Annotated in this window: 19 protein-coding genes; 13 read left to right on the forward strand and 6 right to left on the reverse strand. The window is 37.0% G+C overall.

Annotation, left to right across the window (positions count from 1 at the left end):
- Positions 1 to 6: 6 nt before the first annotated feature.
- From H9Q20_RS09095 to H9Q20_RS09125, 7 genes are all read left to right on the forward strand, one after another.
- The gene (locus H9Q20_RS09095) at positions 7 to 2,028 is read left to right on the forward strand and encodes a M16 family metallopeptidase (protein WP_124641203.1); all 2,022 of its coding nucleotides are present in this window, start codon (positions 7 to 9) and stop codon (positions 2,026 to 2,028) included.
- 142 nt (positions 2,029 to 2,170) lie between these two features.
- Positions 2,171 to 3,829, forward strand: a complete 1,659-nt coding sequence (gene lnt, locus H9Q20_RS09100) for an apolipoprotein N-acyltransferase (RefSeq protein WP_124641205.1) — start codon at positions 2,171 to 2,173, stop codon at positions 3,827 to 3,829.
- A 129-nt stretch (positions 3,830 to 3,958) separates the two neighbouring features.
- Positions 3,959 to 4,195 (forward strand): 50S ribosomal protein L28, encoded by a 237-nt coding sequence (rpmB, locus tag H9Q20_RS09105; protein WP_124641207.1) that lies wholly within the window; start codon positions 3,959 to 3,961, stop codon positions 4,193 to 4,195.
- 11 nt (positions 4,196 to 4,206) lie between these two features.
- Positions 4,207 to 4,395 carry a 50S ribosomal protein L33 gene (rpmG, locus tag H9Q20_RS09110; protein WP_124641209.1) on the forward strand — a complete coding sequence of 63 codons (189 nt, stop codon included), beginning with the start codon at positions 4,207 to 4,209 and terminating at the stop codon, positions 4,393 to 4,395.
- Between the two features lie 22 nt (positions 4,396 to 4,417).
- Entirely contained in the window at positions 4,418 to 4,570 is a 153-nt protein-coding gene (locus tag H9Q20_RS09115) for a DUF4295 domain-containing protein (RefSeq protein ID WP_124641211.1), read from the forward strand.
- 96 nt (positions 4,571 to 4,666) lie between these two features.
- Positions 4,667 to 5,620: a signal recognition particle-docking protein FtsY gene (ftsY, locus tag H9Q20_RS09120; protein WP_124641213.1), complete on the forward strand. Its 954-nt coding sequence runs from the start codon at positions 4,667 to 4,669 to the stop codon at positions 5,618 to 5,620.
- Positions 5,621 to 5,692: 72 nt separating this feature from the next.
- On the forward strand, positions 5,693 to 5,959 hold the full coding sequence (locus tag H9Q20_RS09125; RefSeq protein ID WP_124641215.1) for a GlsB/YeaQ/YmgE family stress response membrane protein: 267 nt from the start codon (positions 5,693 to 5,695) through the stop codon (positions 5,957 to 5,959).
- A gap of 37 nt (positions 5,960 to 5,996) precedes the next feature.
- Here H9Q20_RS09125 and sppA read toward each other — a convergent pair whose 3' ends face one another.
- Positions 5,997 to 7,745 carry a signal peptide peptidase SppA gene (gene sppA, locus H9Q20_RS09130; protein WP_187477553.1) on the reverse strand — a complete coding sequence of 583 codons (1,749 nt, stop codon included), beginning with the start codon at positions 7,743 to 7,745 and terminating at the stop codon, positions 5,997 to 5,999.
- On the opposite strand from sppA, the gene folK reads away from it, so the two are divergent.
- The 6 genes from folK to H9Q20_RS09160 all read left to right on the forward strand — a co-directional run bounded on the left by folK (position 7,666) and on the right by H9Q20_RS09160 (position 15,757).
- Positions 7,666 to 8,196, forward strand: coding sequence for a 2-amino-4-hydroxy-6-hydroxymethyldihydropteridine diphosphokinase (folK, locus tag H9Q20_RS09135; RefSeq protein WP_316248105.1), 531 nt, complete (start codon positions 7,666 to 7,668; stop codon positions 8,194 to 8,196). The two genes, sppA and folK, sit on opposite strands and share 80 nt — an antisense overlap.
- Complete coding sequence (locus tag H9Q20_RS09140; RefSeq protein ID WP_124641229.1) at positions 8,193 to 9,674, forward strand: OmpA family protein; 1,482 nt, start codon at positions 8,193 to 8,195, stop codon at positions 9,672 to 9,674. Before folK ends, H9Q20_RS09140 begins: the two co-directional genes overlap by 4 nt.
- A gap of 35 nt (positions 9,675 to 9,709) precedes the next feature.
- Positions 9,710 to 11,218 carry an OmpA family protein gene (locus H9Q20_RS09145; protein WP_124641231.1) on the forward strand — a complete coding sequence of 503 codons (1,509 nt, stop codon included), beginning with the start codon at positions 9,710 to 9,712 and terminating at the stop codon, positions 11,216 to 11,218.
- An 86-nt stretch (positions 11,219 to 11,304) separates the two neighbouring features.
- The gene (locus tag H9Q20_RS09150) at positions 11,305 to 13,206 is read left to right on the forward strand and encodes an ATP-dependent DNA helicase RecQ (protein WP_187478605.1); all 1,902 of its coding nucleotides are present in this window, start codon (positions 11,305 to 11,307) and stop codon (positions 13,204 to 13,206) included.
- Between the two features lie 36 nt (positions 13,207 to 13,242).
- Positions 13,243 to 15,267 carry a M3 family metallopeptidase gene (locus H9Q20_RS09155; RefSeq protein WP_187477554.1) on the forward strand — a complete coding sequence of 675 codons (2,025 nt, stop codon included), beginning with the start codon at positions 13,243 to 13,245 and terminating at the stop codon, positions 15,265 to 15,267.
- 112 nt (positions 15,268 to 15,379) lie between these two features.
- A complete protein-coding gene (locus H9Q20_RS09160) occupies positions 15,380 to 15,757 on the forward strand; it encodes a YchJ family protein (protein WP_187477555.1) in 378 nt (125 codons plus the stop codon).
- 59 nt (positions 15,758 to 15,816) lie between these two features.
- On the opposite strand, the gene H9Q20_RS09165 is transcribed toward H9Q20_RS09160, so the two are convergent.
- From H9Q20_RS09165 to H9Q20_RS09185, 5 genes are all read right to left on the reverse strand, one after another.
- Entirely contained in the window at positions 15,817 to 16,059 is a 243-nt protein-coding gene (locus H9Q20_RS09165) for a VF530 family DNA-binding protein (RefSeq protein ID WP_124641237.1), read from the reverse strand.
- Between the two features lie 14 nt (positions 16,060 to 16,073).
- A complete protein-coding gene (locus H9Q20_RS09170; protein WP_124641239.1) occupies positions 16,074 to 16,361 on the reverse strand; it encodes a GNAT family N-acetyltransferase in 288 nt (95 codons plus the stop codon).
- A 58-nt stretch (positions 16,362 to 16,419) separates the two neighbouring features.
- Positions 16,420 to 17,229: a hypothetical protein gene (locus tag H9Q20_RS09175; protein WP_124641241.1), complete on the reverse strand. Its 810-nt coding sequence runs from the start codon at positions 17,227 to 17,229 to the stop codon at positions 16,420 to 16,422.
- A gap of 127 nt (positions 17,230 to 17,356) precedes the next feature.
- Complete coding sequence (locus H9Q20_RS09180) at positions 17,357 to 19,018, reverse strand: GLPGLI family protein (protein WP_187477556.1); 1,662 nt, start codon at positions 19,016 to 19,018, stop codon at positions 17,357 to 17,359.
- 122 nt (positions 19,019 to 19,140) lie between these two features.
- Positions 19,141 to 20,346, reverse strand: a complete 1,206-nt coding sequence (locus H9Q20_RS09185; protein WP_124641245.1) for an RsmB/NOP family class I SAM-dependent RNA methyltransferase — start codon at positions 20,344 to 20,346, stop codon at positions 19,141 to 19,143.
- Between the last annotated feature and the right edge of the window lie 24 nt (positions 20,347 to 20,370).

Genomic DNA, 20,370 nt, shown 5'->3' on the forward strand with positions numbered 1-20,370 from the left:
TAAACAATGAAAAAGCAATTATCATATATCGCGGCAGCATTTTTACTTTCAGGAATGCTTACTGCACAAAAAATTGACATCAACAAAATGCCCGTTGCTGGTCCAACTCCAGTAATCAACATTGCAAAGCCTAAATCCTTCCAACTGAACAACGGACTAACCGTAATGATTGTGGAAAATCATAAATTACCAAGAGTAAACATGAGTCTTTCCATGGACAGACCTCCAATCTACGAAGGTGCCGTTGCTGGTGTTGCCGATGTAATGTCCGATCAGTTTGAAAACGGAACCATGAACATGTCCAAAGACGAATTCAACAAAAAAGTGGATTTCTTAGGAGCAAGTTTAGGGTTCTCTTCTTCCGGTGCTAGCGCCAATACTCTGTCCAAATATTTCCCACAAGTTTTGAGTTTAATGTCCGATGCTGTGGTGAATCCGAAATTTTCTGCAGAAGAAATTAAAACTTCTAAAGAAAGAATGATAGAAGGTCTGAAATCTGAAGAGAAAAACGCTTCGTCTATCGCAAGTAGAGTTTCAAATGCATTAACCTACGGTAAAAATACCTCTAGAGGTGAGTTCGTTACAGAAGCGAGCATCAACAAAATTGGCTTGAAGGATGTTCAGGATTTCTACAATAAATACTATGCTCCGGACAATGCTTATTTGGTAATCGTGGGCGATGTGACTATGGATCAGGTGAAACCCATGATTGAAAAAGCATTCGGAGGTTGGAAAAAATCCAATACGGTATTCCCTAAGTTGGAGCCGGCATCCAATGTAGCAACTACAGAAATTGATGTGGTAGATGTTCCTACGGCAGTACAGTCTGTAATTTCCATCAACAACCTGAACAATTTGAAGGTGGGAACTCCTTTGTATTTCCCATCCATGATTGCCAATTACATCCTTGGTGGTGGTGGCGAAGCTAGATTGTTCATGAATTTGAGAGAGAAAAATGCCTTTACCTATGGTGCATATTCTTCCATGAGTCCAGGGAAATATTCTTCCGAATTCTCGGCTGAGTCTAGCGTGAGAAATGAAGTAACCGATAAAGCAGTGGTTGAATTCATGAAAGAATTAAACGGAATCTCTACCGTGAAGCCTGAAGAATTGGCAAATGCAAAAGCAAAATTGAAAGGAGATTTTATCCGTTCTATGGAAAGCCCGGGGACCATCGCACGATTTGCTTTGAACCAAAAAGTTCAAAACCTTCCGGATTCTTTCTATGCCGATTACCTAAAGTCTATTGATGCTGTTACAGCAGCCGATGTAACCAAGGCGGTAAAAGCAAATATTTTACCTAACCAAAGTAGAATTTTTATCGCTGGTAAAGCTTCTCAAATTACCGAAGGTTTGGAAAAACTTGGATATCCTGTGAAATTCTTCGATAGCCAAGCCAATCCTGTTGCAAAACCACAAGCTCAAAAAGTAGATGCGAGCGTTTCTGTTGCTTCGGTTATGGACAAATATATCACTGCAATCGGTGGGAAAGAGGCACTTGCTAAGATTAATTCCCTTACAACCAATGCTTCTGCAACCGTACAAGGTATGGCTTTGGAATTGAAAGAAATTAAAGCAAAAGGCGGAAAAATCAACCAATCGTTAAGCATGATGGGACAAACCATGCAAAAAATGGTTTTTGATGGTAAGGACGGTAGAATGGAAGCTCAAGGTCAGAAAATGCCAATCCCAGCGCAAAAGAAAGAAGAGTTGTTGAAGAGTTCAGAGATTTTCCCGGAATTGACTTTGGCTAAAGCAGCTGATGTTAAATTGGGTGGAATCGAAAAGTTCAATAACGAAGATTGCTATGCCGTTAAGGAAGGGGGTTCTGTTTCGTATTATTCTGTAAAAACCGGATTGAAAACCGGAGAGACTGGAGACGGAGCAACGACCAATTTCTCAGATTATAAAGAGGTTTCCGGAGTTAAATTGCCATTTACGATGACTCAATCAATGGGTGGACAAGATTTCGAATTCAAAGTAAAATCGTATGAATTGAATAAGGCTACAGATGCCGATTTCAAATAATTGTTCACTTATTTTTACTTATAGTATGCCATGGATTTTTTCATGGCATTTTTTATATCACATTCTTTCGTGTAATCGTATTTTCATACTTATAAATGCAGTAAATTTGTTGTTTTAAATTTTTAAAGTTTCATTTTCAATTATGAAATATTTGTTTTACGCTCTACTATCCGCACTGTTGTTTTCCATATCATGGCCTGTTTACGGGATTCCCTTTTTTATATTTTTCGCATTGGTTCCTTTGATGCTATTAGAGCATGAGGTAGCGAAGTTTTCAAAAATTAAGAAAAAGTCATGGGCGATTTTTGGCTATTCGTATTTAACATTTTTTATTTGGAATGTCATAACTACAGGTTGGTTGTACGGATCCAAAAACCCAGACGGTAGTCATTCCATTATGGCGGTGGCTTTTCCGGTAATTGTCAATTCTCTTTTGTATGCTTTAATTTTTATTGCATATCACAAATTCAAAAATTTTTTAGGAACCTATTGGGGCTTTGCATTTTTAATTTCCATTTGGATGAGTTTCGAAAAGTTTCACCTAACATGGGAGCTTTCCTGGCCTTGGCTCAATTTAGGTAATGCCTTTTCAGAATACCCCAAACTAATACAATGGTACGATACGCTTGGCGCAACAGGAGGGAGTTTGTGGGTATTGGTGGTCAATGTATTTGTCTATTTTTCTTTTAGAACTTGGCAGGCAGGTAGGAAAAGAGCAGTGTTGATAAAGAATATAGTCGTTCTTTTGGTGATGATTCTCTTTCCCATGGCGCTTTCGTATTCCAAATACCAGTCGTTTGATGAAAAACCTCTCGCAGAGATTTCTGTCCTAATGTTGCAGCCCGATTTGGATCCGTACAATGAAAAATATGCCAAAGACAGTCTTCTAATTTTGGATGAACTTTTACAATTGGCAAACGATAACGCAAAAGGGAAAATAGATTTTTTTATTGCACCCGAAACGGCAATACCGGGAAGCGGTTCTATCTCCGAAACGGGTTTTGAGCAAAGCATATTGTTGAATAAGGTCAAAGAATTTTTAGTAAAACATCCTCAGTCGGTCTTCGAAACCGGAATTTCTTCGCATCGTTTTTTTAGACCTGGACAGCCTGCTCCAAAAGAAGCCTATCCGTTGCAGGATGGAGTGAGTGTTGTGAGTTACAATTCAGCTGTTCAGCTTGTTCCGAATCAGAAAGTTGAGGTCTATCACAAAGGGAAATTGGTGCCGGGTGTGGAAATTTTCCCATACATGTCCGTTCTCAAACCCCTTCTTGGTGATGCAATGATCAATCTGGGAGGTGCCGTGGTGTCCCTGGGTTGGGACAAGGAGAGGAAAGTTTTTTCTAACCCCTACAACAAAGGAAAGATGGCACCAATTATTTGTTATGAAAGTATTTATGGTGAATTTGTAACCGATTATGTCCGTAATGGAGCAAATTTCTTAGGAATTATGACCAACGATTCTTGGTGGGGTGTTAGTCAGGGACACAAGCAATTGTTGTCGTATGCTCGACTTCGAGCTATAGAGACTCGTAGGGAGGTTGCAAGAGCTGCCAATAGTGGAATTTCGGCTCATATCGATGCAAGAGGAGAGATGGTTGCGGATACTTTTTACGACGATAAAACTGTGCTTCCGGCAAAAATAAAATTGTACGAAGGGCAGACCATCTATGTGAGAAGCGGTGATCTTCTGTCCAGAATTTGTATTTACACTTTTGGTTTTCTCATTTTTTACGGTTTGGTACAATGGATACAAGAGAAAACCAAAAAAGAAAGAAAAAAAATAGTAATCAAACGCTAACTGATGCAGAGTGAAAGCAATTCGTTTGAACTATTTTAAGATGATTTTTGAAAAAAGTTGTCAAACTGAAAAAAAAAACATAATTTTGCACACTCAAATATTTAAGTAGAAATATAAGAACATCGAGATATGTCAAGAATTTGTCAAATTACAGGAAAGCGTGCCATGGTAGGAAACCATGTGTCGCACGCAAACAACAAGACGAAGCGTCGTTTTGAAATTAACTTATTGGAGAAAAAATTCTTTCTTCCAGAGCAAGGGACAAGCATTACCCTAAAGGTATCTGCACACGGGTTGAGAATCATCAACAAAGTTGGTATTGAAGAAGCTTTGGAAAGAGCTGTAAGAAACGGTTTCATTAAATAAATTTATTCAAAATGGCAAAGAAAAGTAAAGGAAATAGAGTGCAAGTTATCCTTGAGTGTACAGAGCACAAAGAAAGCGGAATGCCTGGAATGAGCAGATATATTACCGTTAAAAACAAAAAAAATACAACGGAAAGAATGGAGTTGAAAAAATACAACCCGGTTCTTAAAAAGTATACAGTTCATAAAGAAATTAAGTAATAATATATAAAGATATTTTACAATGGCAAAAAAAGTAGTAGCAACGCTACAATCTGGGCAGTCTAAAAAGATGACCAAAGTAGTGAAAATGGTAAAGTCTCCTAAAACTGGAGCTTATGTTTTCGAAGAGAAAGTAATGAGCGCTGATGAAGTTGATGCTTATTTGAAAAAATAAGCTCTTCATGAGTGAATGATATTAAAACTATCCAATTATTTGGATAGTTTTTTTGTTATCTTTGTATAATTTGTAATTTCAAAATAGAAGCGCACTATGTCATGGTTCAAAAAAATATTCAATAAAGAAGAAAAACAATCCCTAGATCAAGGTCTCGAGAAATCCAGTCAAGGTTTTTTTGAAAAAATGACCAAAGCAGTTGTCGGTAAAAGCAAGGTCGATGATGAGGTTTTGGATGATTTGGAAGAAATTCTTATCGCTTCCGATGTGGGAGCTTCTACAACCATTAAAATTATTGAAAGAATTGAACAAAGAGTCGCCAGAGACAAATTTGTAAGTACCTCGGAGCTGGATAGAATCCTAAGGGAGGAAATCGCTGCGCTTTTGTTAGAAAACCCACATGCATCATCTGGGAATATAGACGCTTCCAAAAAACCGTATGTCATCATGGTTGTAGGGGTAAACGGTGTTGGCAAAACCACTACGATTGGTAAATTGGCTCATCAATTTAAGTCCGAAGGTAAAAAAGTTGTGCTGGGTGCTGCGGATACTTTTAGGGCAGCAGCGGTTGACCAACTTGTGATCTGGAGCGAAAGGGTTGGAGTTTCTATTGTGAAACAAGATATGGGAAGCGATCCGGCTTCTGTGGCTTTTGATACGGTACAAAGTGCGGTAGCTCAGCAAGCAGATGTGGTCATAATAGACACTGCGGGTCGTTTGCACAATAAAGTGAATTTGATGAATGAGCTTTCTAAAATAAAAAGGGTAATGCAAAAAGTAATTCCCGATGCTCCACATGAAATTTTATTGGTATTGGACGGTTCTACGGGTCAAAATGCTTTTGAACAAGCAAAACAATTTACCGCAGTTACTGAAGTAAATGCCTTGGCGGTTACCAAATTGGACGGGACGGCAAAAGGAGGTGTGGTGATTGGTATTTCCGACCAGTTCCAAATCCCGGTGAAATATATCGGTGTAGGCGAAAAGATGCAAGATCTTCAACTTTTTAACGGTGAAGAATTTGTGGATTCTTTCTTTAGAAAAAAATAAGTATCAATAAAATTTACCGTGTTTTTGTGAAATTTGTATATATTTGATTGTTTAATCAAAAAAATACAAATTATGTGGACAATTATTTTATGGATTGTTTTTGGGATAGTCGTAGGTGCTATTGCGAAAATGATTATGCCTGGTAAACAGGAAATGGGCTGGCTAATGACCAGTGCTCTAGGAATTGTTGGTGCTTTTGTTGGTGGTTTTGCTGCCGATACATTTTTTGGAGGTGGCGGTGCAACCGATGCAGATATGTTCCATTTCTGGCCTCTGGTTTTTTCGGTTCTTGGTGCTTTAGTTGTACTTTGGATTTATGGGAAAATAGTAAAGAAATAATAAAAAAATAAAGCTCTCGATTTCGAGAGCTTTATTTTTATTTTAAAGTTACGGAATACGGAGATTCCATCATGATTTCCGATTTGTTATTCTCTTTTAAAACTTGTTGGTACAGTTTATATTTATCTACTCCAAGCTTAGACTTTATCCAGCGGGCTTCAATCTCATCACTGCTAAACATAGAAATGATTTCGTCCAACTTGTCTTTTTTTGCAGGGTAGGATGCTACTTCATAATTTTTTGCTCCTGCTTTCTTAGCTGCAAACAAAATGGCGTCGTGCAAACTTCCCAGTTCGTCAACTAATCCAATTTCTTTAGCTCTTGTTCCGCTCCAGATTCTTCCTCCTCCAACTTGGTCTATTTGTTCAAAGGTTTTCTTTCTGTTTTGAGTAACGAAATGAACGAATCGTTTGTAGGTTTGTTCAACGCTTCTGGTAATGATGTTTACACTATGAGGACTCATTCCATTTAACATAGAAAACATATTGGAGTTGGCATTTGTAGCAACGACATCGGCTCTAATTCCATTTTTATTGGCCAATTCTTTTGCGTTAGGAATGGTGCCAAAAACACCGATAGACCCAGTTAATGTATTGGGTTCGGAATAGATTTTATCAGCAGCCATTGCAATGTAATACCCTCCAGATGCTGCGTAATCACCAAAAGAAACAATAAGAGGTTTGGTTTTTTTTAGTTGTTGCAGTTCAAATAAAATTTCATCAGAAGCGTTGGCGCTTCCTCCAGGTGAATTGATTCTCAAAACAACTGCTTTTACTTTTTTGTCGTTTTGCAATTCCTTGATGTATTTTACATAATCTTCGGAATATATATTGTCGTATCCCTCTCCGTTCATAATTTTTCCAGAAGCATAAAGAACAGCAATTTCTTCTTTTTTGGTAGAGGTTTCAAAAGAATTGATGTATTTGTTGAACGAGATTTTATTGATCTCGTCATCATTCTTTAGATTTAGTTTTTTCTTTAAAAACGCATCGTACTCAGTTTTTTGAATTAATCGATCCACTAATTTGTGTTGCAAACTTAGGTCAGGGATGATGCCGTACAGGCTGTCCACTGTGGTTTTAAAACTTTCAGCACTTATTTTTCTTGAAGCAGCAATTTTTGACGAGGTGTTGCTCCAGATGTCATTGAGGAGTGTTGAAAGTTGTTCTTTATTTTCAGGTGAAATTTCATTTCTCAAGTAAGGTTCAACAGCAGCTTTGAACTTTCCATGTCGGATAACTTGCATGCCGATACCGTATTTCTCCATAAAATCTTTTAGAAAAACAACTTCTGTAGAAAGACCTTTCAGTTCAATGCCGCCTGCAGGGTTTAGGAAATATTGATCAGCAACAGAACCTAGATAATAAGCAGGTTGCGAAACGGAATTGCCATAAGCATAAACAAATTTCCCCGATTTTTTAAAATCTTCTAAAGCCAGTCGGATGTCATCCAATTGGGTAATCCCAGCGTTGATGTTGTCGGTTTCTATACTGATCCCTTTGATTTTGTCGTCGGTTTTTGCTTTTTTAATGGCTTCGATGATGTTGTAGGCCATTGCATTTTTCACTTTATTTTTTAGAGTGAAAAGGCTTTCTTGATCTTCGGTTTCGCTATCAATAACTTGAGTCTTTAGGTCAAGGGTCAAGATTGAGTTTTCTTTTACGCTAGGCTTTTCTTCGCCCATGCTACTCATCATCATGATAAAAATGAAAAAGAAGAAAATAGAAGCACATATAATAAATATAGCTACTATATTTGCTAGTACATTTTTAAAAAAACTTCGCATAATTATATATTTTACCAATATGTCGCAACAAGTAGTCGTTTTGTTACTAGGATCTAATCTTGGAGATAAGAAAAAAAATATTCTAGATGCATTAAGAATGATTGAAGAAGAAATAGGAATTATTTTATATAAAACCGATTTTTTAGAAACATTTCCAATAGATTTTGTTAGTAATAATAATTTTATTAATTTTGCTATTGAGTTAAAGACTGTTCTTTCTCCAATATTTGTTTTGAATGCAATAAAAAGCATTGAAAAAAAATTAGGGAGGTTGGAAGACTCAAAAGCTTTAGGTGGGTATTGTGATAGGGTTATTGATATTGATATTGTAAGCTACAATCACTTGCAAATGCAATCTGAAAAGCTGGTAATCCCTCATCAAGAGCATTTGAAAAGAGAGTTTTCTATAAAACTATTAGAGGAATTAAACGAAATAAAACATAAAGTATGAAATTAAATTTATTGTTACTTACGACAGTATTGCCGATTTCAATTTACGCACAAAAAGACTCTGCTCGAGTTAAAGTGATGGAAGGTTATCCCAACACTTTTTCTTCAGGGGCTTCTTATGTCGAAAAATTTGATAACAAAGCAAGAAAACTGAACGACTGGTCCATATCCATAGGTGGTGGACCTGCATTTATGACCAAGGCAGATCTTACATCTTTCTATGGAGGTAAGGTTAATTGGGGATGGAATGCTTATGCAAGTTTGAATAAGCAAATCTCACATACCTTTGGTTTGATGTTGCAATACCAATTGGGTGAAACAAATCAAAAAGGAAAATTACAAGATCCTTATTATGGTTCATTAGCAGGTGTAGCAACAGCTTGGACTAAATTTCATCAAGTAGCTTTAATGGGAGATGTCAATCTTTCTAATCTAATGAGAAGGGTGGATAATCATTCTCCTTATCGTTGGGCTTTGCATGGTTATGCCGGAATCGGTTTGCAAAGTTATACCACTCAATTGCTAGACAATAATGCTTCTCGTTGGAATACAACACCTCCTCGAATTCCTATTGAAATTGATCAAGATTTTAACTTCTCAACTTTCTATTCAACCTTTGGTGCTGGATTAAAATATAAAATTTCCAGAGTGGTTGATATCGAAGGTCGTGTTATGTATGTCTTGACCGGTGACGACGAATTTGATGGCGGCGGATGGACTCATGAGCAACCTGCTGCAATCGATTATAACCGTATAAGTTATAAGAGATCCGATGATATGGTAACTGTTAATTTAGGTTTAACATTTAACCTTGGTAAACACATCAGTCATTTAACTTGGCATGATCCATTGCAAGATGCTTATGCAAGAGTATATGCATTAGAAAATGCAACACCAAACTTTATTGTATGTCAAAATGGCGATCAAGATAATGATGGTGTTTGTGATGATTGGGATAGAGAACTAAATACACCGGCTGGAGCTCGAGTAGATGGTGCTGGTGTCGCTTTAGATCTTGACTTGGACGGAACAATTGATCTTAATGATAAATGCGTAACGGTTCCTGGACCTAAAGAAAATTTTGGATGTCCAATCAAAGAAACTCCTAAAAAGAATGTCGTATCCGATGATACTCGTACTTTGGAAGGAATAGAGTTTGATTTGAATTCAGATAAAATCTTGCCTTCAAATACTCCTATTTTGAATAATGCCGTTAATTATATTAATTCGTCTAACGGATCGTATAAAGTAATCGGAGCTACGGATACAAGAGCTACGGATGCTTATAACCAAAAATTATCCGAAAGAAGAGCGAATAATGTAAAAGATTATTTAATCAAAAATGGAGTTCAAGCAAATAAATTGCAAGCTGAAGGTAGAGGAGAAAAAGATCTGAAATATCCAGAATGCGAACCGGCTACTAAATGTCCAGAATGGAAAAATAGAGCAAACAGAAGAGTTTATTTCGAATCCAAATAATTCATCATCACTATTAATTATTAAAAAACAAAATTATGAAATTAAATAAAGCGATTATCGCGTTTGCATTTTCATTTTCAACATTTGCATTCGCACAAGATACAACCGGAAGTAACGCACAAGTGTACCCAAATACTTTCTCGTCCGGTTCAGCTAATGTGTCTAAGTTTACACAAGAGTCAAAAAGATTTAACGATTGGGCAATCTCTTTTGGAGTAGGGGTTCCATTGGTACAATCTGCAGACCTTACTTCCATCAAAAATGGAAACGGAGGCGATGCCAATTTATTTGGTTATTCTGCTTATGTAAGTGTGGATAAAGCAATAACACATGCTTTTGGATTGGCACTTCAATACGATAGAGGGGAAACCAGACAAGGTTGGTTTGATACCAAAAATGCTATTCCAGCAATGTCTAATCCATATTCTAACAAACCAGTTGCAGGTAGAACTCAGTACGATGCTATTTCTATCCTAGGTGATGTTAACTTTTCAAATTTATTGAGAAGGGTAGATAATAAGTCTCCATACAGATGGGCCTTCCACGGTTATGCAGGGGTAGGTACTTTGGCGTATAGAGCATATCAAAAATCCGATTATACAGGAGGTACTCAAAATTTAATGTCCGAAGTGAAACCTTTTACTTTAGGATCTATGTTCTTTCAAGCAGGTTCTGGACTTAAATATAAGCTAAACAATAGATTCGACTTAGAAGCTAGAGCCATGTATGTAATGACTGGTGATGACGAGTTCGATGGAGGTGGTGCTTACTTAGGAAACGGTAATTTCAATACACCAGTGAATTTGAGAGAAGAACAAACTTCTGATAATTTCTTGAACTTCACTTTAGGAGCAACACTAAAACTTGGAAAACACGAATCTCACCTTTTCTGGCATGATCCATTACAAGAACTTTATTACAAAATTGATGTCTTAGCCGATAAAAACCAAGATGTTGAAGTTTGCAAAAATGGTGATAAAGACAACGACGGTGTTTGCGATGATTGGGACAGACAATTGGATACCCCAGCAGGTGCAAGAGTTGATGGTGCAGGTGTAGCTTTGGATGCTGACTTGGACGGTGTTATTGATCTTTACGACAAGTGTGTGACTGTTCCTGGACCAGTTGAAAATCAAGGCTGTCCTGTTGAAGCTCAAAAACCAAATATTTCTGGTAAAGTGGAAGAGGTTAACAAAACCTTAGAAGGAATTGAGTTCGAATTGAACAAAGCGGTAATCCGTCCTTCATCTTTCGCTAAATTAAATCATGCAGCTGATGTTATTAAATCAGTAGGTGGCGATGCTAAATTCTTAGTTATTGGTGCAACCGATACCAGAGGTAATGATGCTCTTAACCAAAAACTTTCTGAAAGAAGAGCTGCTGCTGTAGTGAAATATCTTGAAGATAAAGGAGTAAGCAAAGGAATGATGGTTTCTGAAGGTCGTGGTAAACATGATTTGAAGTATCCTGAATGTGATCCTGCTACGAAATGTCCTGAATGGAAAAACGAAGCGAACAGAAGAGTTTATTTCCAAGAAAGATAATTTCTTAAAAATAATATTTAATGAAAAGTCATGCAACTTGCATGACTTTTTTTGTGAATTGTATTCAGATTTTGTACTTTTACTCTATGTTCAATGCATCAGAAATCAAACATTTAAAACTTCAGACTTTAAAACATTTTTGGGGGCATACGGCTTTTAGAGATTTACAAGAGGAAATCATAAATGCGGTATTGCAAGGAGAAGATACCGTAGCGTTGTTGCCAACCGGAGGCGGAAAATCTCTTTGCTTTCAGTTACCAGCATTGCTTTTACAAGGCGTATGTATTGTGGTATCTCCACTTTTGGCACTTATGAAAGATCAAGTTGATCAATTGTTGGGGATGGGCATAGAAGCCGATTATCTCTCTTCCGATTTGGACGAGTTTGAAGCCGAAGGAATCTATGATCGATGTAAAAATGGACTTATAAAAATACTCTACATTTCACCTGAAAGACTGAGGAATAAATCATTTTTGCAACATATAGAAGAGGTTGATGTCTCTTTTATTGCCGTGGACGAAGCACATTGCATTTCAGAATGGGGACAAGATTTTAGACCCAGCTTTCAAAATATAAAAGAATTCAGAAATGAGGTGAAAAAAGTACCTATAATAGCACTGACAGCAACAGCAACTCCCACCGTTTTAGTAGAAATACAAACAAAATTAGGCTTGCAGACACCGGCTGTTTTTAAAAAAAGTTTTAGTAGGACCAATATTAAAATTATCACCGAAAAAATAGCGGATAAATTCCAAAAAATTTTCGACTGGCTTCAGTACAATCAAAATTCTGGGATTATTTATGCCAGAACTCGTAAAGAAACCGAAGAGTTGCATCAGTTTTTAAAATCCAAAGGAATAAATAGTTGTGACTTTTTCCATGCGGGTTTATCGTACAAAGAAAAGCAACAAAAACAAGCCCATTGGTTACAAAGCAACAACCATGTACTCATTGCAACCAACGCCTTTGGTATGGGGATAGACAAAGACAATGTACGCTTTGTCATGCACCTTTCAGTACCTCCTTCCATTGAAAATTATTATCAGGAAATTGGTAGAGCGGGTAGAGATGGACAGGATTCTTTTGCCTTTTGCTTGTGGAACGATCAAGAGTTTAACAAGTTTGATGACATACTAAAAAATTCAATTCCTAATAAAATTGAATTTACAAAAATCCTGTATTACCTTTTTTCGATGTTTCAAATTGCTGAAAATGAACTTCCTGAAGAGTATTTTCAGTTGAATTATCAAAATCTACAACGGTTGACCGGTAGTTCTTTGGCTAAAATTAAAAATGTTCTTCAGTTCTTGCACAATCAAGAGCTGATATATCTTAACGATTTCAAAGACGCCTCTACCGTAGAATTGAAAATTTCAGTGGACGACTTGGACTCTTTACCCAAAAAGGACGCCTATTTTGTGGAATTGTTGTTCCGTTGTTTACCAGGAATAACCAGCAGTAAGGTTCATTTTTACGAAAACACACTAAGTGATAAAATGCGTATAGAACCTTTCCTGATAAAAGATCGGCTAAAGGAACTTCAGAAGCAAAAACTCTTAAACTATATCGATGGAGATATGTCGAGCATTCGTTTTCTAGAGCATAGAAATGACAGAGCCTATCAAGGAAAATACTATCAACTATTCAAGCAGATACAGATCAATAAATTGCAAAAATGGGAAGAGATAAAATTCTTTTTCAGAAATGATGATTTTTGTAAAATGAAAATGATACTCTCTTATTTTGGAGAGAAAAATGCCAAAAATTGTGGACAATGTTCCTACTGTGAACGATCCAAATCTTCGCTATTTTCCAACCAAACACCGGATCAAATCCTGAATGTGCTTAGAAATAAACCTTGCTCATTGGATGAAATTGCTTTTCATCTTTCTTTTGTCGCGCGAGAAGATCTTTTAGAAAATATCATTCTGCTCTTAGATTCAGGACTCGTAAAAATGCTGGACTTTAGAACATATACTTTAGCTTAACTTTAAAAAAATATAAATTTAGAATACCTTAAAATAATGAATATTCTTACAGAAAACTTTAATACACCACACCAAACAGTCCCTTTTGATCAGATAAAAAACGAAGATTACCTTCCGGCCTTTAAAGAGCTTATCGCTCAATCTGAAAAGGAAATTGATGATTTGGTCAACAATACCGAAGCGCCCACTTTCCAAAATACCGTTGAAGCTTTGGCTTTTGTCGGGGAAAAATTAGAGGTGGTTTCCAATATTTTTTTCAACCTCAATTCTGCCGAAACTTCCGACGAGTTGCAACAAATTGCCCAAGAAGTTTCTCCACTTTTAACCGAACACGCTTCTAAAATTTCTCAAAATGAAAAATTATTCGAGAAAATAAAATTAGTATTCGACCAAAAAGAAAAATACCATCTTAACGAAGAGCAAGCAATGTTGCTCACGGAAACCTACAAAGGTTTTGTGAGAAGTGGCGCTTTGTTAAACGAAACCGATAAAGAAACTTTAAAGAAAATCAATATGGATCTTTCTTTAAAATCGCTTCAGTTCGGGCAAAATGCCTTGGCTTCTACCAATGCCTATCTTAAACATCTTACCAACAAAGAAGATTTGGCAGGGATTCCCGAAAGTATTTTGGTTCAATATGCCGAAGATGCCAAAGAAAAAAATCTCGAAGGTTGGGTGGTTTCCTTGCAATATCCAAGCTATGTTCCGTTCATGACCTATGCAGAAAACAGAGCGTTGAGAGCCGAATTGGCTTTGGCAAACGGCAAAAAATCTTTTGATGGTGGCGAGTTTGACAATCAAAATCTCATCAAAGAACTCGTTTCTTTAAAACATCAAAAAGCTCAACTTTTGGGATATAAATCCTATGCCGATTATGTTTTGGAAGAAAGAATGGCAAAATCTCCGACTCAAGTTCTGGATTTCTTGAATGAACTTTTGGTGAAAGCAAAACCCTATGCCGAAAAAGAAATTGAAGAACTGAAAACTCTTGCAAAAGCTGATGGTATCGATGATATGCAAAGTTATGACCACGCGTTTTATACGGAAAAATTGAGAAAAGCCAAATACGACCTGAACGATGAAGAGCTGAAACCGTATTTCCCATTGGATCAGGTCCAAGAGGCGGTTTTCGGATTGGCTGGGAAACTGTACGGTTTAAATTTTAAAGAAGTTGAAAACATCTCAAAATACCATCCTGAAGTGAAAACCTACGAAGTTTTTGAGAAAACAGAAAATGGTGAAGAGTTTAAATCTGTTCTTTATGTTGATTATTTCCCAAGAAAAGGCAAAAGAGCCGGAGCGTGGATGACGAGTTATAAAAGCCAGTTCAAGCAGAATAACGAAAACCACAGACCGCATATTTCCATCGTTTGCAATTTTTCTAAACCTACGAAAGATACGCCGAGTTTACTGACTTTTCAGGAGGTGACCACTTTGTTCCACGAGTTTGGGCATGCGCTGCACGGGATGTTGGCCAACACTACTTATCCCAATCTTTCAGGGACTTCCGTAAAATGGGATTTTGTAGAATTGCCTTCTCAGTTTATGGAAAATTTCTGTTTCGAACCCGAATTTTTGAAAACTTTTGCGAAACATTATCAAACAGGTGAAGTTCTGGCAGATGAAAAAATACAGAAAATAGACCAATCTAAAAATTTTATGGAGGGCTACCAAACCCTTCGTCAGTTAGGTTTTGGCTTGTTGGATATGGAATATCATACGCATCCTGAAAAAGTGAAGGATGTAAAATCTTTTGAAGACGAGCAATTTGCAAAGACCTCTTTGTATCCACTCAATCCGGAAACGGCGATGAGTCCGACTTTTTCGCACATTTTCCAGGGTGGATATTCCGCAGGATATTATTCCTACAAATGGGCGGAAGTTTTGGATGCCGATGCTTTTGCTTATTTCAAAGAAACGGGGATTTTTAATTCGGAAACTGCAGCCAAATTCAAGGTTTTACTATCCAGCGGTGGAACGAAAGATCCTATGGAATTGTATAAAAACTTCAGAGGAAGCGAGCCTAAAGTAGAGAGTCTTTTGAAAAGAGCGTTTGGGTAATTTAATAAATAATCCTTCAAGGATTCAAAATCCTTGAAGGATTTAATTAAGAAAAAATGAATAATATGTCTTGGATTCAAAATCCTTGAAGGATTTAATAAAAACGAAAATTATGAAATGTCCTTGTTGTTCAGGAAAAGATTATAAAGATTGTTGTGAGCCTTTTCATAAAATGGAAACTCATGCGCCTACTGCAGAAGCTCTGATGCGATCGAGGTTTTCGGCATTTGCTATCCCGAATGGCGATTATCTGATGGAAACGACTTTGCCCGGGAAAAGAAAATTTCACAACAAAGCCGATTTGCAAGAATGGGGCGAAATTAACCAATGGACGAAGTTGGAAATTGTAGGCACTCCGGCCTTGAATATTGTAGAGTTTAAAGCCTTTTACACCGATGCCGAAGGTGAAAACCAAGTTCACCACGAAATTTCTGTTTTCCAGAAAATGCACAACAGATGGTATTATGTGAGCGGAGAGTTTGTGGACTGATAGGGCTATGGAGAGCCGTACGGAGGAGATGGAATCTATCTGTCAACGAAAAAAGGGTTTTACAAAAGCCCTTTTTTCTTTTTTTGTCTGAGGACATAGAGGTACAAACTCTCTACTTTTGTTCTTGCCCAAGGTGTTTTTCGTAAAAATTTTAAAGATGAAGAAATGCTTGGGTTGTCATTGAAACAGCGAATGTTGATTTGCTTTCCCAACTCTTCCCAACCTTTGTAATAGTCCACCAATTCTTCCAAAATGGCATCCAGCCTTTTCCCATGCAAAGGGTCTTTTGATTGATTTGTCATGTTGAGATCTTCTATCAATTTTTCCAAAAACTCTGAATTTCAGGAGTTCTGTCAAAAACTTTATGTGCAAAAGGACAAGTGGTTTTTATAGAAATGTCATTTTCCTTGGCGTACTCTACTGCTGCCATTACCAGGACTTTTCCTAAACCTTTTCCTCCAAATTTTGGATCGACTTCGGTATGGTCTATGTCGATATTTCCTTCCGCATCGATGTTGAATTCTATATGCCCTGCATTTTCAGCATCATAAAAAAGAGTAATTGTTCCTTTGTTTCCTTGGATGTTTATTTTTGTTTCGGTCATGATGTATAAATTAAAAATCTAAATGTAAAAAAAAATCCGGAGTTTTCTCCGGATTCTGTTATTTCTTCTTTTTCTTTTTATCAACACTTTCCCAGGCACCACCGGCTTCTTTGTATTTTACCAATTCAAATTTTTTGAAATCCTCGGTTCTGTACTGTATGTTCTCATTTCCTTCTTGGAAAGGAGTGATGTAAAAATAATCAGCATCTTTTTTATCACCTTTGTTTCCTTTCTTAACTTCTGGTGCGAAGCTGGAAAATTTATAATTTGGCAAAATTTCTTCTAGCGATTTGTAGAATTTTTTATCCTCAGTTGGCGGAACTGTACTCATAATTCTGAACTTGTCCTCATCAACCCAAAGGAAGTATGATTTTTCATTCTTAGTTCTTTTGTCGTATGAAGAGAAGGAGTACAATTGCTTAGGAATGATTTCAGAAATTTTTTCTGGATTTACTTCTGTGAAATACAATTTTCTGCTTGGATCAACAAAAGAGATAACATTGTCCATCACCAAAGGATTTTTGTAGTCTTTCTTTTTAAAGAATTGATCCAAAGCTTGCTCGGCATTGTTTCTTAATGTTTGCTCGTCTTTTTCCAATTTTTTAGTCACATTTGCAGGATAAATTTCCTTAACAAACTGAAACAAAACATTGGATTTTATTTTTGCCAAATGCGGATAAGCCTTTAGTTCTTCCGCTTTTACCAGCCAAAAGTACTGTTGAAAATAATCGTCTTTATCTTTTTCCTTGATCGTTCTGTAGGAGACTGCCAATTTTTTAGAAGTATTTATATCTTCAAACTTATTGGATTGCCCAAATAGAACTCCAACCGTAAAAGTTGCTAAAAGAAGTAGAGTATTTCTTTTCATATTAATTTTAATTATTTTTTTAAAGGAGCTCAAATATAAATATTTTTTACAATATATAAGTGTAGTTCTTCTTTTTTTAATGAAATACCAAGAAAATGTATTGAACTCTATAAAAAAATCAACGCGATTATTTTTTTACAGTCCCTAAAAGCGTTCCACTTACATTCCACGAACTGAAACTACTGCCTTCGTTTTCACCTTGCGGAATGCTTATTTTGATACGATGTTTTCCGGATTTCAAATTCCCAAGCGGGATGAAATTCGGATTGGTCACCGTACCGGGACACCAATTGCTTCGGCTAAGATCTGAGGATGAAAGCCCATTTTCGAAATTTCCAGACGCCGGATTGTACAATCGATAGCTTCCGCACTCCGAACGCCAAGGAATAAAGGAATGAACCAATTGACCGTCTATATAAACTGAATTGACCTTGGGTACGAATTCATCACCATTTCCCCAACCTCCATGTCCGGTGGAAAGGTATCGAAGTGTGGCATTTTCCAAATCTTCTTTCAGGTCAAAGTCTATTTCCAAACCTTTGTCGTTGTTGAACATGGTGCTGTAGTCTTGTCCGGCCATCTCCATGATGTTCAGCGTGTTGAACAATGGAAGGTTGAAGTTGTTTTTGAAAACCTCGCCATCGTTTTTATGGATGGTAATTTCCAAATCGATTTGGTGGCCGCCTTTGTCATAATTTCCGATAAAAGCACCTATCCACAGTTCTTTTCCAGAAAGTGAAGGACCCAGCTCGCTGATGTCTTGTCTATAATTGGCTTTTTCTTCCCAATTTTTACCTTTTAGTTGGATGTGGTTGAATTGTTTTACACCGAAAGGAGTGAAAAAGCGCATCAACTCAAGAGCGGGGAGATAATCTTTGGTGATTTCGACACCATAATATTTTTTACCGTTTCCGTTTTCGTATGCAGGTACGGTCTTAATGCCTTTTTCCAATGCATCCAAAAACGACATCGTTCGATCTTGAGGTACGGCGAAAACCGTCCCCGTTCTGTCATAAGCATCTCCTTTGGATTGTTCATTCAGCTGTACAAAAATCTGACTGCCGCTTGCTATTTCCGGGAATTTTATTTTTTTTAGAATGACCGTACCGTTGGCAAATCGTTTGATGATTTCGTCGGATTTGCTTTCTCCGCTAAAATTAATTGTGGCTTGATTGAAAACGCTAAGGGTTTCGAATTTACTTTTCCACAACAAATCTTTGTACGAAAGACCGTCGGTGAATTTTGCTTTTTCGGTATTGAAAAGGGTACTGAAATCCATGCTTTTCACCTTTTTCAGCTCAGTAGCTTTGGTGGTTGTACTTCCGTTTCGGGTGACTTCCAATACCAAACCCAAGTTTTGTCCCATCAGATTGGGGCCGGCAAAAAGGTTCAATTGATTGGTGTACCAAATTTCTATTGTATTGGAATTGACCGAGGTGATGGCTTTTTTGCACACATAACCCAAGATTTTTTTGGTATCGTCTTTTAGTTGGTAGGTGTAGCTTTTCAAGGCTTTGTCCGTTTCGGTTGCTGCAATTTCTTGATGAGCTAAAAAACCAAAGTATATCGTTTTGGATTCTTTACTGATGTTTTTTATAACCTCAAACGGAACTTGCTTTTCCTTTTTCAAGATGGACTCGGTCAGGATATAATTTTCATTGGGATTGGCAAAAACCACCACTGGATCTTGTGGTCTTGTTTTTCCTTCAAAAGAAGTTTGATAGGTAATTTTATAATTTTGAGAAAATCCCAAAATGGAAATGAATAAAAACAAAAGAGCTGTTCTCATAATGGTTTTTTGGTTTAAATAAATAATCCAAGGGAACTAAATCCCTTGGAAAAATACAGTTTTGTATAACTACGATTATGAATTGAAAGAACGCAATTCGTAAGGATTAGAACTCTGATTTCTTATGCTTTTCTTTCAAGCATTGCCATGTAAAAGCCATCAAAACCTTGGCTCGGCAAGACTTTGTTTTCTTTTACAAATTTGAAATCCGGATTGTTGGCCAAAAATAATTTTATCTGATTTTCATTTTCGCTCGGTAGGATGGAGCAGGTTGCATAGACCAATTTCCCGCCTTTTTTTACCATTTTAGAATAGTCTTGAAGGATTTGTTCTTGTTCTTTTTTTATTCGATCGATAAAATCTTGATCGATTTTCCACTTGCTGTCAGGATTTCTTCTTAAAACTCCAAGTCCAGAACATGGAGCATCTATTAAAAGTCGGTCGGCTTTTTCGTGCAATCTTTTGATGACTTTATTGTCGGTAATGGCACGGGTTTCTATGTTATGGGCACCGGCTCTTTTGGCCCTTCTTTTCAGTTCGGTTAGCTTCCAAGCATGGATGTCCAAGGCGATAATTTGTCCTTTGTTTTCCATCATGGCTGCAAGGTGCAGGGTTTTACCACCGGCTCCAGCACAAGCATCAATTACTCGCATTCCCGGTTGTGCATCAACATATTCGCCAATCATTTGAGATCCGGCATCCTGAACTTCAAAAAATCCTTCTTTGAAAATAGAGGTCAAGAAAACATTTTTCTTTTCTTCCAACTGTACAGCATGACTAAAGCCCTGTACTGCAAAGCAATGTACATTTTCTTCTTTCAGCTCTTGGATCAGTCCCTTTGTGCTTGTTCTTAGAGAATTGGCTCTTAGGATGGTCGGAGCTTGTACATTCAACGCATCCATTTCTCTTTCCCATTGGCTTCCCAATTCTTTTTCTAAAGTCTCAACCAACCAATCCGGAATGGAGTATTCAAAAGCTTTTGTAGGGACGGTTCCTTTTTTCAGTTTGTTAAGGATGTCTGCGGTTTTTATGCCTTCAAATTCTTCAAATTTTTTAAATTTGGTATTGCTCCACAGCAGATATGCAAGGATCAATTTGTAAACATTGGATGGTTTTACCCCTTCGCCCATGTAGTATTCCAATCTTTTTTTCCAACGGATGATGTTGTAGAAGATCTCGGAAACAACGGCTCTGTCTTGGCTTCCCCATTTTTTGTGAGCCTTCAATAATCGTTCGATTACTTTGTCGGCATATTTGTTTTTTTCAAAAAAAGTTTCTTGCAGAGAGTCGTGTATTCCTATCAGTAGGTTGCGGTGTATCAGTTCCATAAATTGTAAATATTTTGCAAAAAT

The sequence above is a fragment of the Amniculibacterium sp. G2-70 genome (genome assembly GCF_014353055.1).
Lineage (GTDB): Bacteria > Bacteroidota > Bacteroidia > Flavobacteriales > Weeksellaceae > Amniculibacterium > Amniculibacterium aquaticum.

What these genes read in the sequence shown, in the direction of transcription:
- H9Q20_RS09165 (WP_124641237.1), bottom strand. Translation starts at nt 16,059, where the DNA reads ATGACAAATCAATCAAAAGACCCTTTGCATGGGAAAAGGCTGGATGCC.
- H9Q20_RS09170 (WP_124641239.1), bottom strand. Translation starts at nt 16,361, where the DNA reads ATGACCGAAACAAAAATAAACATCCAAGGAAACAAAGGAACAATTACT.
- rpmG (WP_124641209.1), top strand. Translation starts at nt 4,207, where the DNA reads ATGGCAAAGAAAAGTAAAGGAAATAGAGTGCAAGTTATCCTTGAGTGT.
- H9Q20_RS09115 (WP_124641211.1), top strand. Translation starts at nt 4,418, where the DNA reads ATGGCAAAAAAAGTAGTAGCAACGCTACAATCTGGGCAGTCTAAAAAG.
- folK (WP_316248105.1), top strand. Translation starts at nt 7,666, where the DNA reads ATGAAAAAGAAGAAAATAGAAGCACATATAATAAATATAGCTACTATA.
- H9Q20_RS09125 (WP_124641215.1), top strand. Translation starts at nt 5,693, where the DNA reads ATGTGGACAATTATTTTATGGATTGTTTTTGGGATAGTCGTAGGTGCT.
- H9Q20_RS09175 (WP_124641241.1), bottom strand. Translation starts at nt 17,229, where the DNA reads ATGAAAAGAAATACTCTACTTCTTTTAGCAACTTTTACGGTTGGAGTT.
- H9Q20_RS09185 (WP_124641245.1), bottom strand. Translation starts at nt 20,346, where the DNA reads ATGGAACTGATACACCGCAACCTACTGATAGGAATACACGACTCTCTG.
- ftsY (WP_124641213.1), top strand. Translation starts at nt 4,667, where the DNA reads ATGTCATGGTTCAAAAAAATATTCAATAAAGAAGAAAAACAATCCCTA.
- H9Q20_RS09160 (WP_187477555.1), top strand. Translation starts at nt 15,380, where the DNA reads ATGAAATGTCCTTGTTGTTCAGGAAAAGATTATAAAGATTGTTGTGAG.
- rpmB (WP_124641207.1), top strand. Translation starts at nt 3,959, where the DNA reads ATGTCAAGAATTTGTCAAATTACAGGAAAGCGTGCCATGGTAGGAAAC.
- H9Q20_RS09150 (WP_187478605.1), top strand. Translation starts at nt 11,305, where the DNA reads ATGTTCAATGCATCAGAAATCAAACATTTAAAACTTCAGACTTTAAAA.
- H9Q20_RS09095 (WP_124641203.1), top strand. Translation starts at nt 7, where the DNA reads ATGAAAAAGCAATTATCATATATCGCGGCAGCATTTTTACTTTCAGGA.
- H9Q20_RS09180 (WP_187477556.1), bottom strand. Translation starts at nt 19,018, where the DNA reads ATGAGAACAGCTCTTTTGTTTTTATTCATTTCCATTTTGGGATTTTCT.
- H9Q20_RS09140 (WP_124641229.1), top strand. Translation starts at nt 8,193, where the DNA reads ATGAAATTAAATTTATTGTTACTTACGACAGTATTGCCGATTTCAATT.
- sppA (WP_187477553.1), bottom strand. Translation starts at nt 7,745, where the DNA reads ATGCGAAGTTTTTTTAAAAATGTACTAGCAAATATAGTAGCTATATTT.
- H9Q20_RS09155 (WP_187477554.1), top strand. Translation starts at nt 13,243, where the DNA reads ATGAATATTCTTACAGAAAACTTTAATACACCACACCAAACAGTCCCT.
- lnt (WP_124641205.1), top strand. Translation starts at nt 2,171, where the DNA reads ATGAAATATTTGTTTTACGCTCTACTATCCGCACTGTTGTTTTCCATA.
- H9Q20_RS09145 (WP_124641231.1), top strand. Translation starts at nt 9,710, where the DNA reads ATGAAATTAAATAAAGCGATTATCGCGTTTGCATTTTCATTTTCAACA.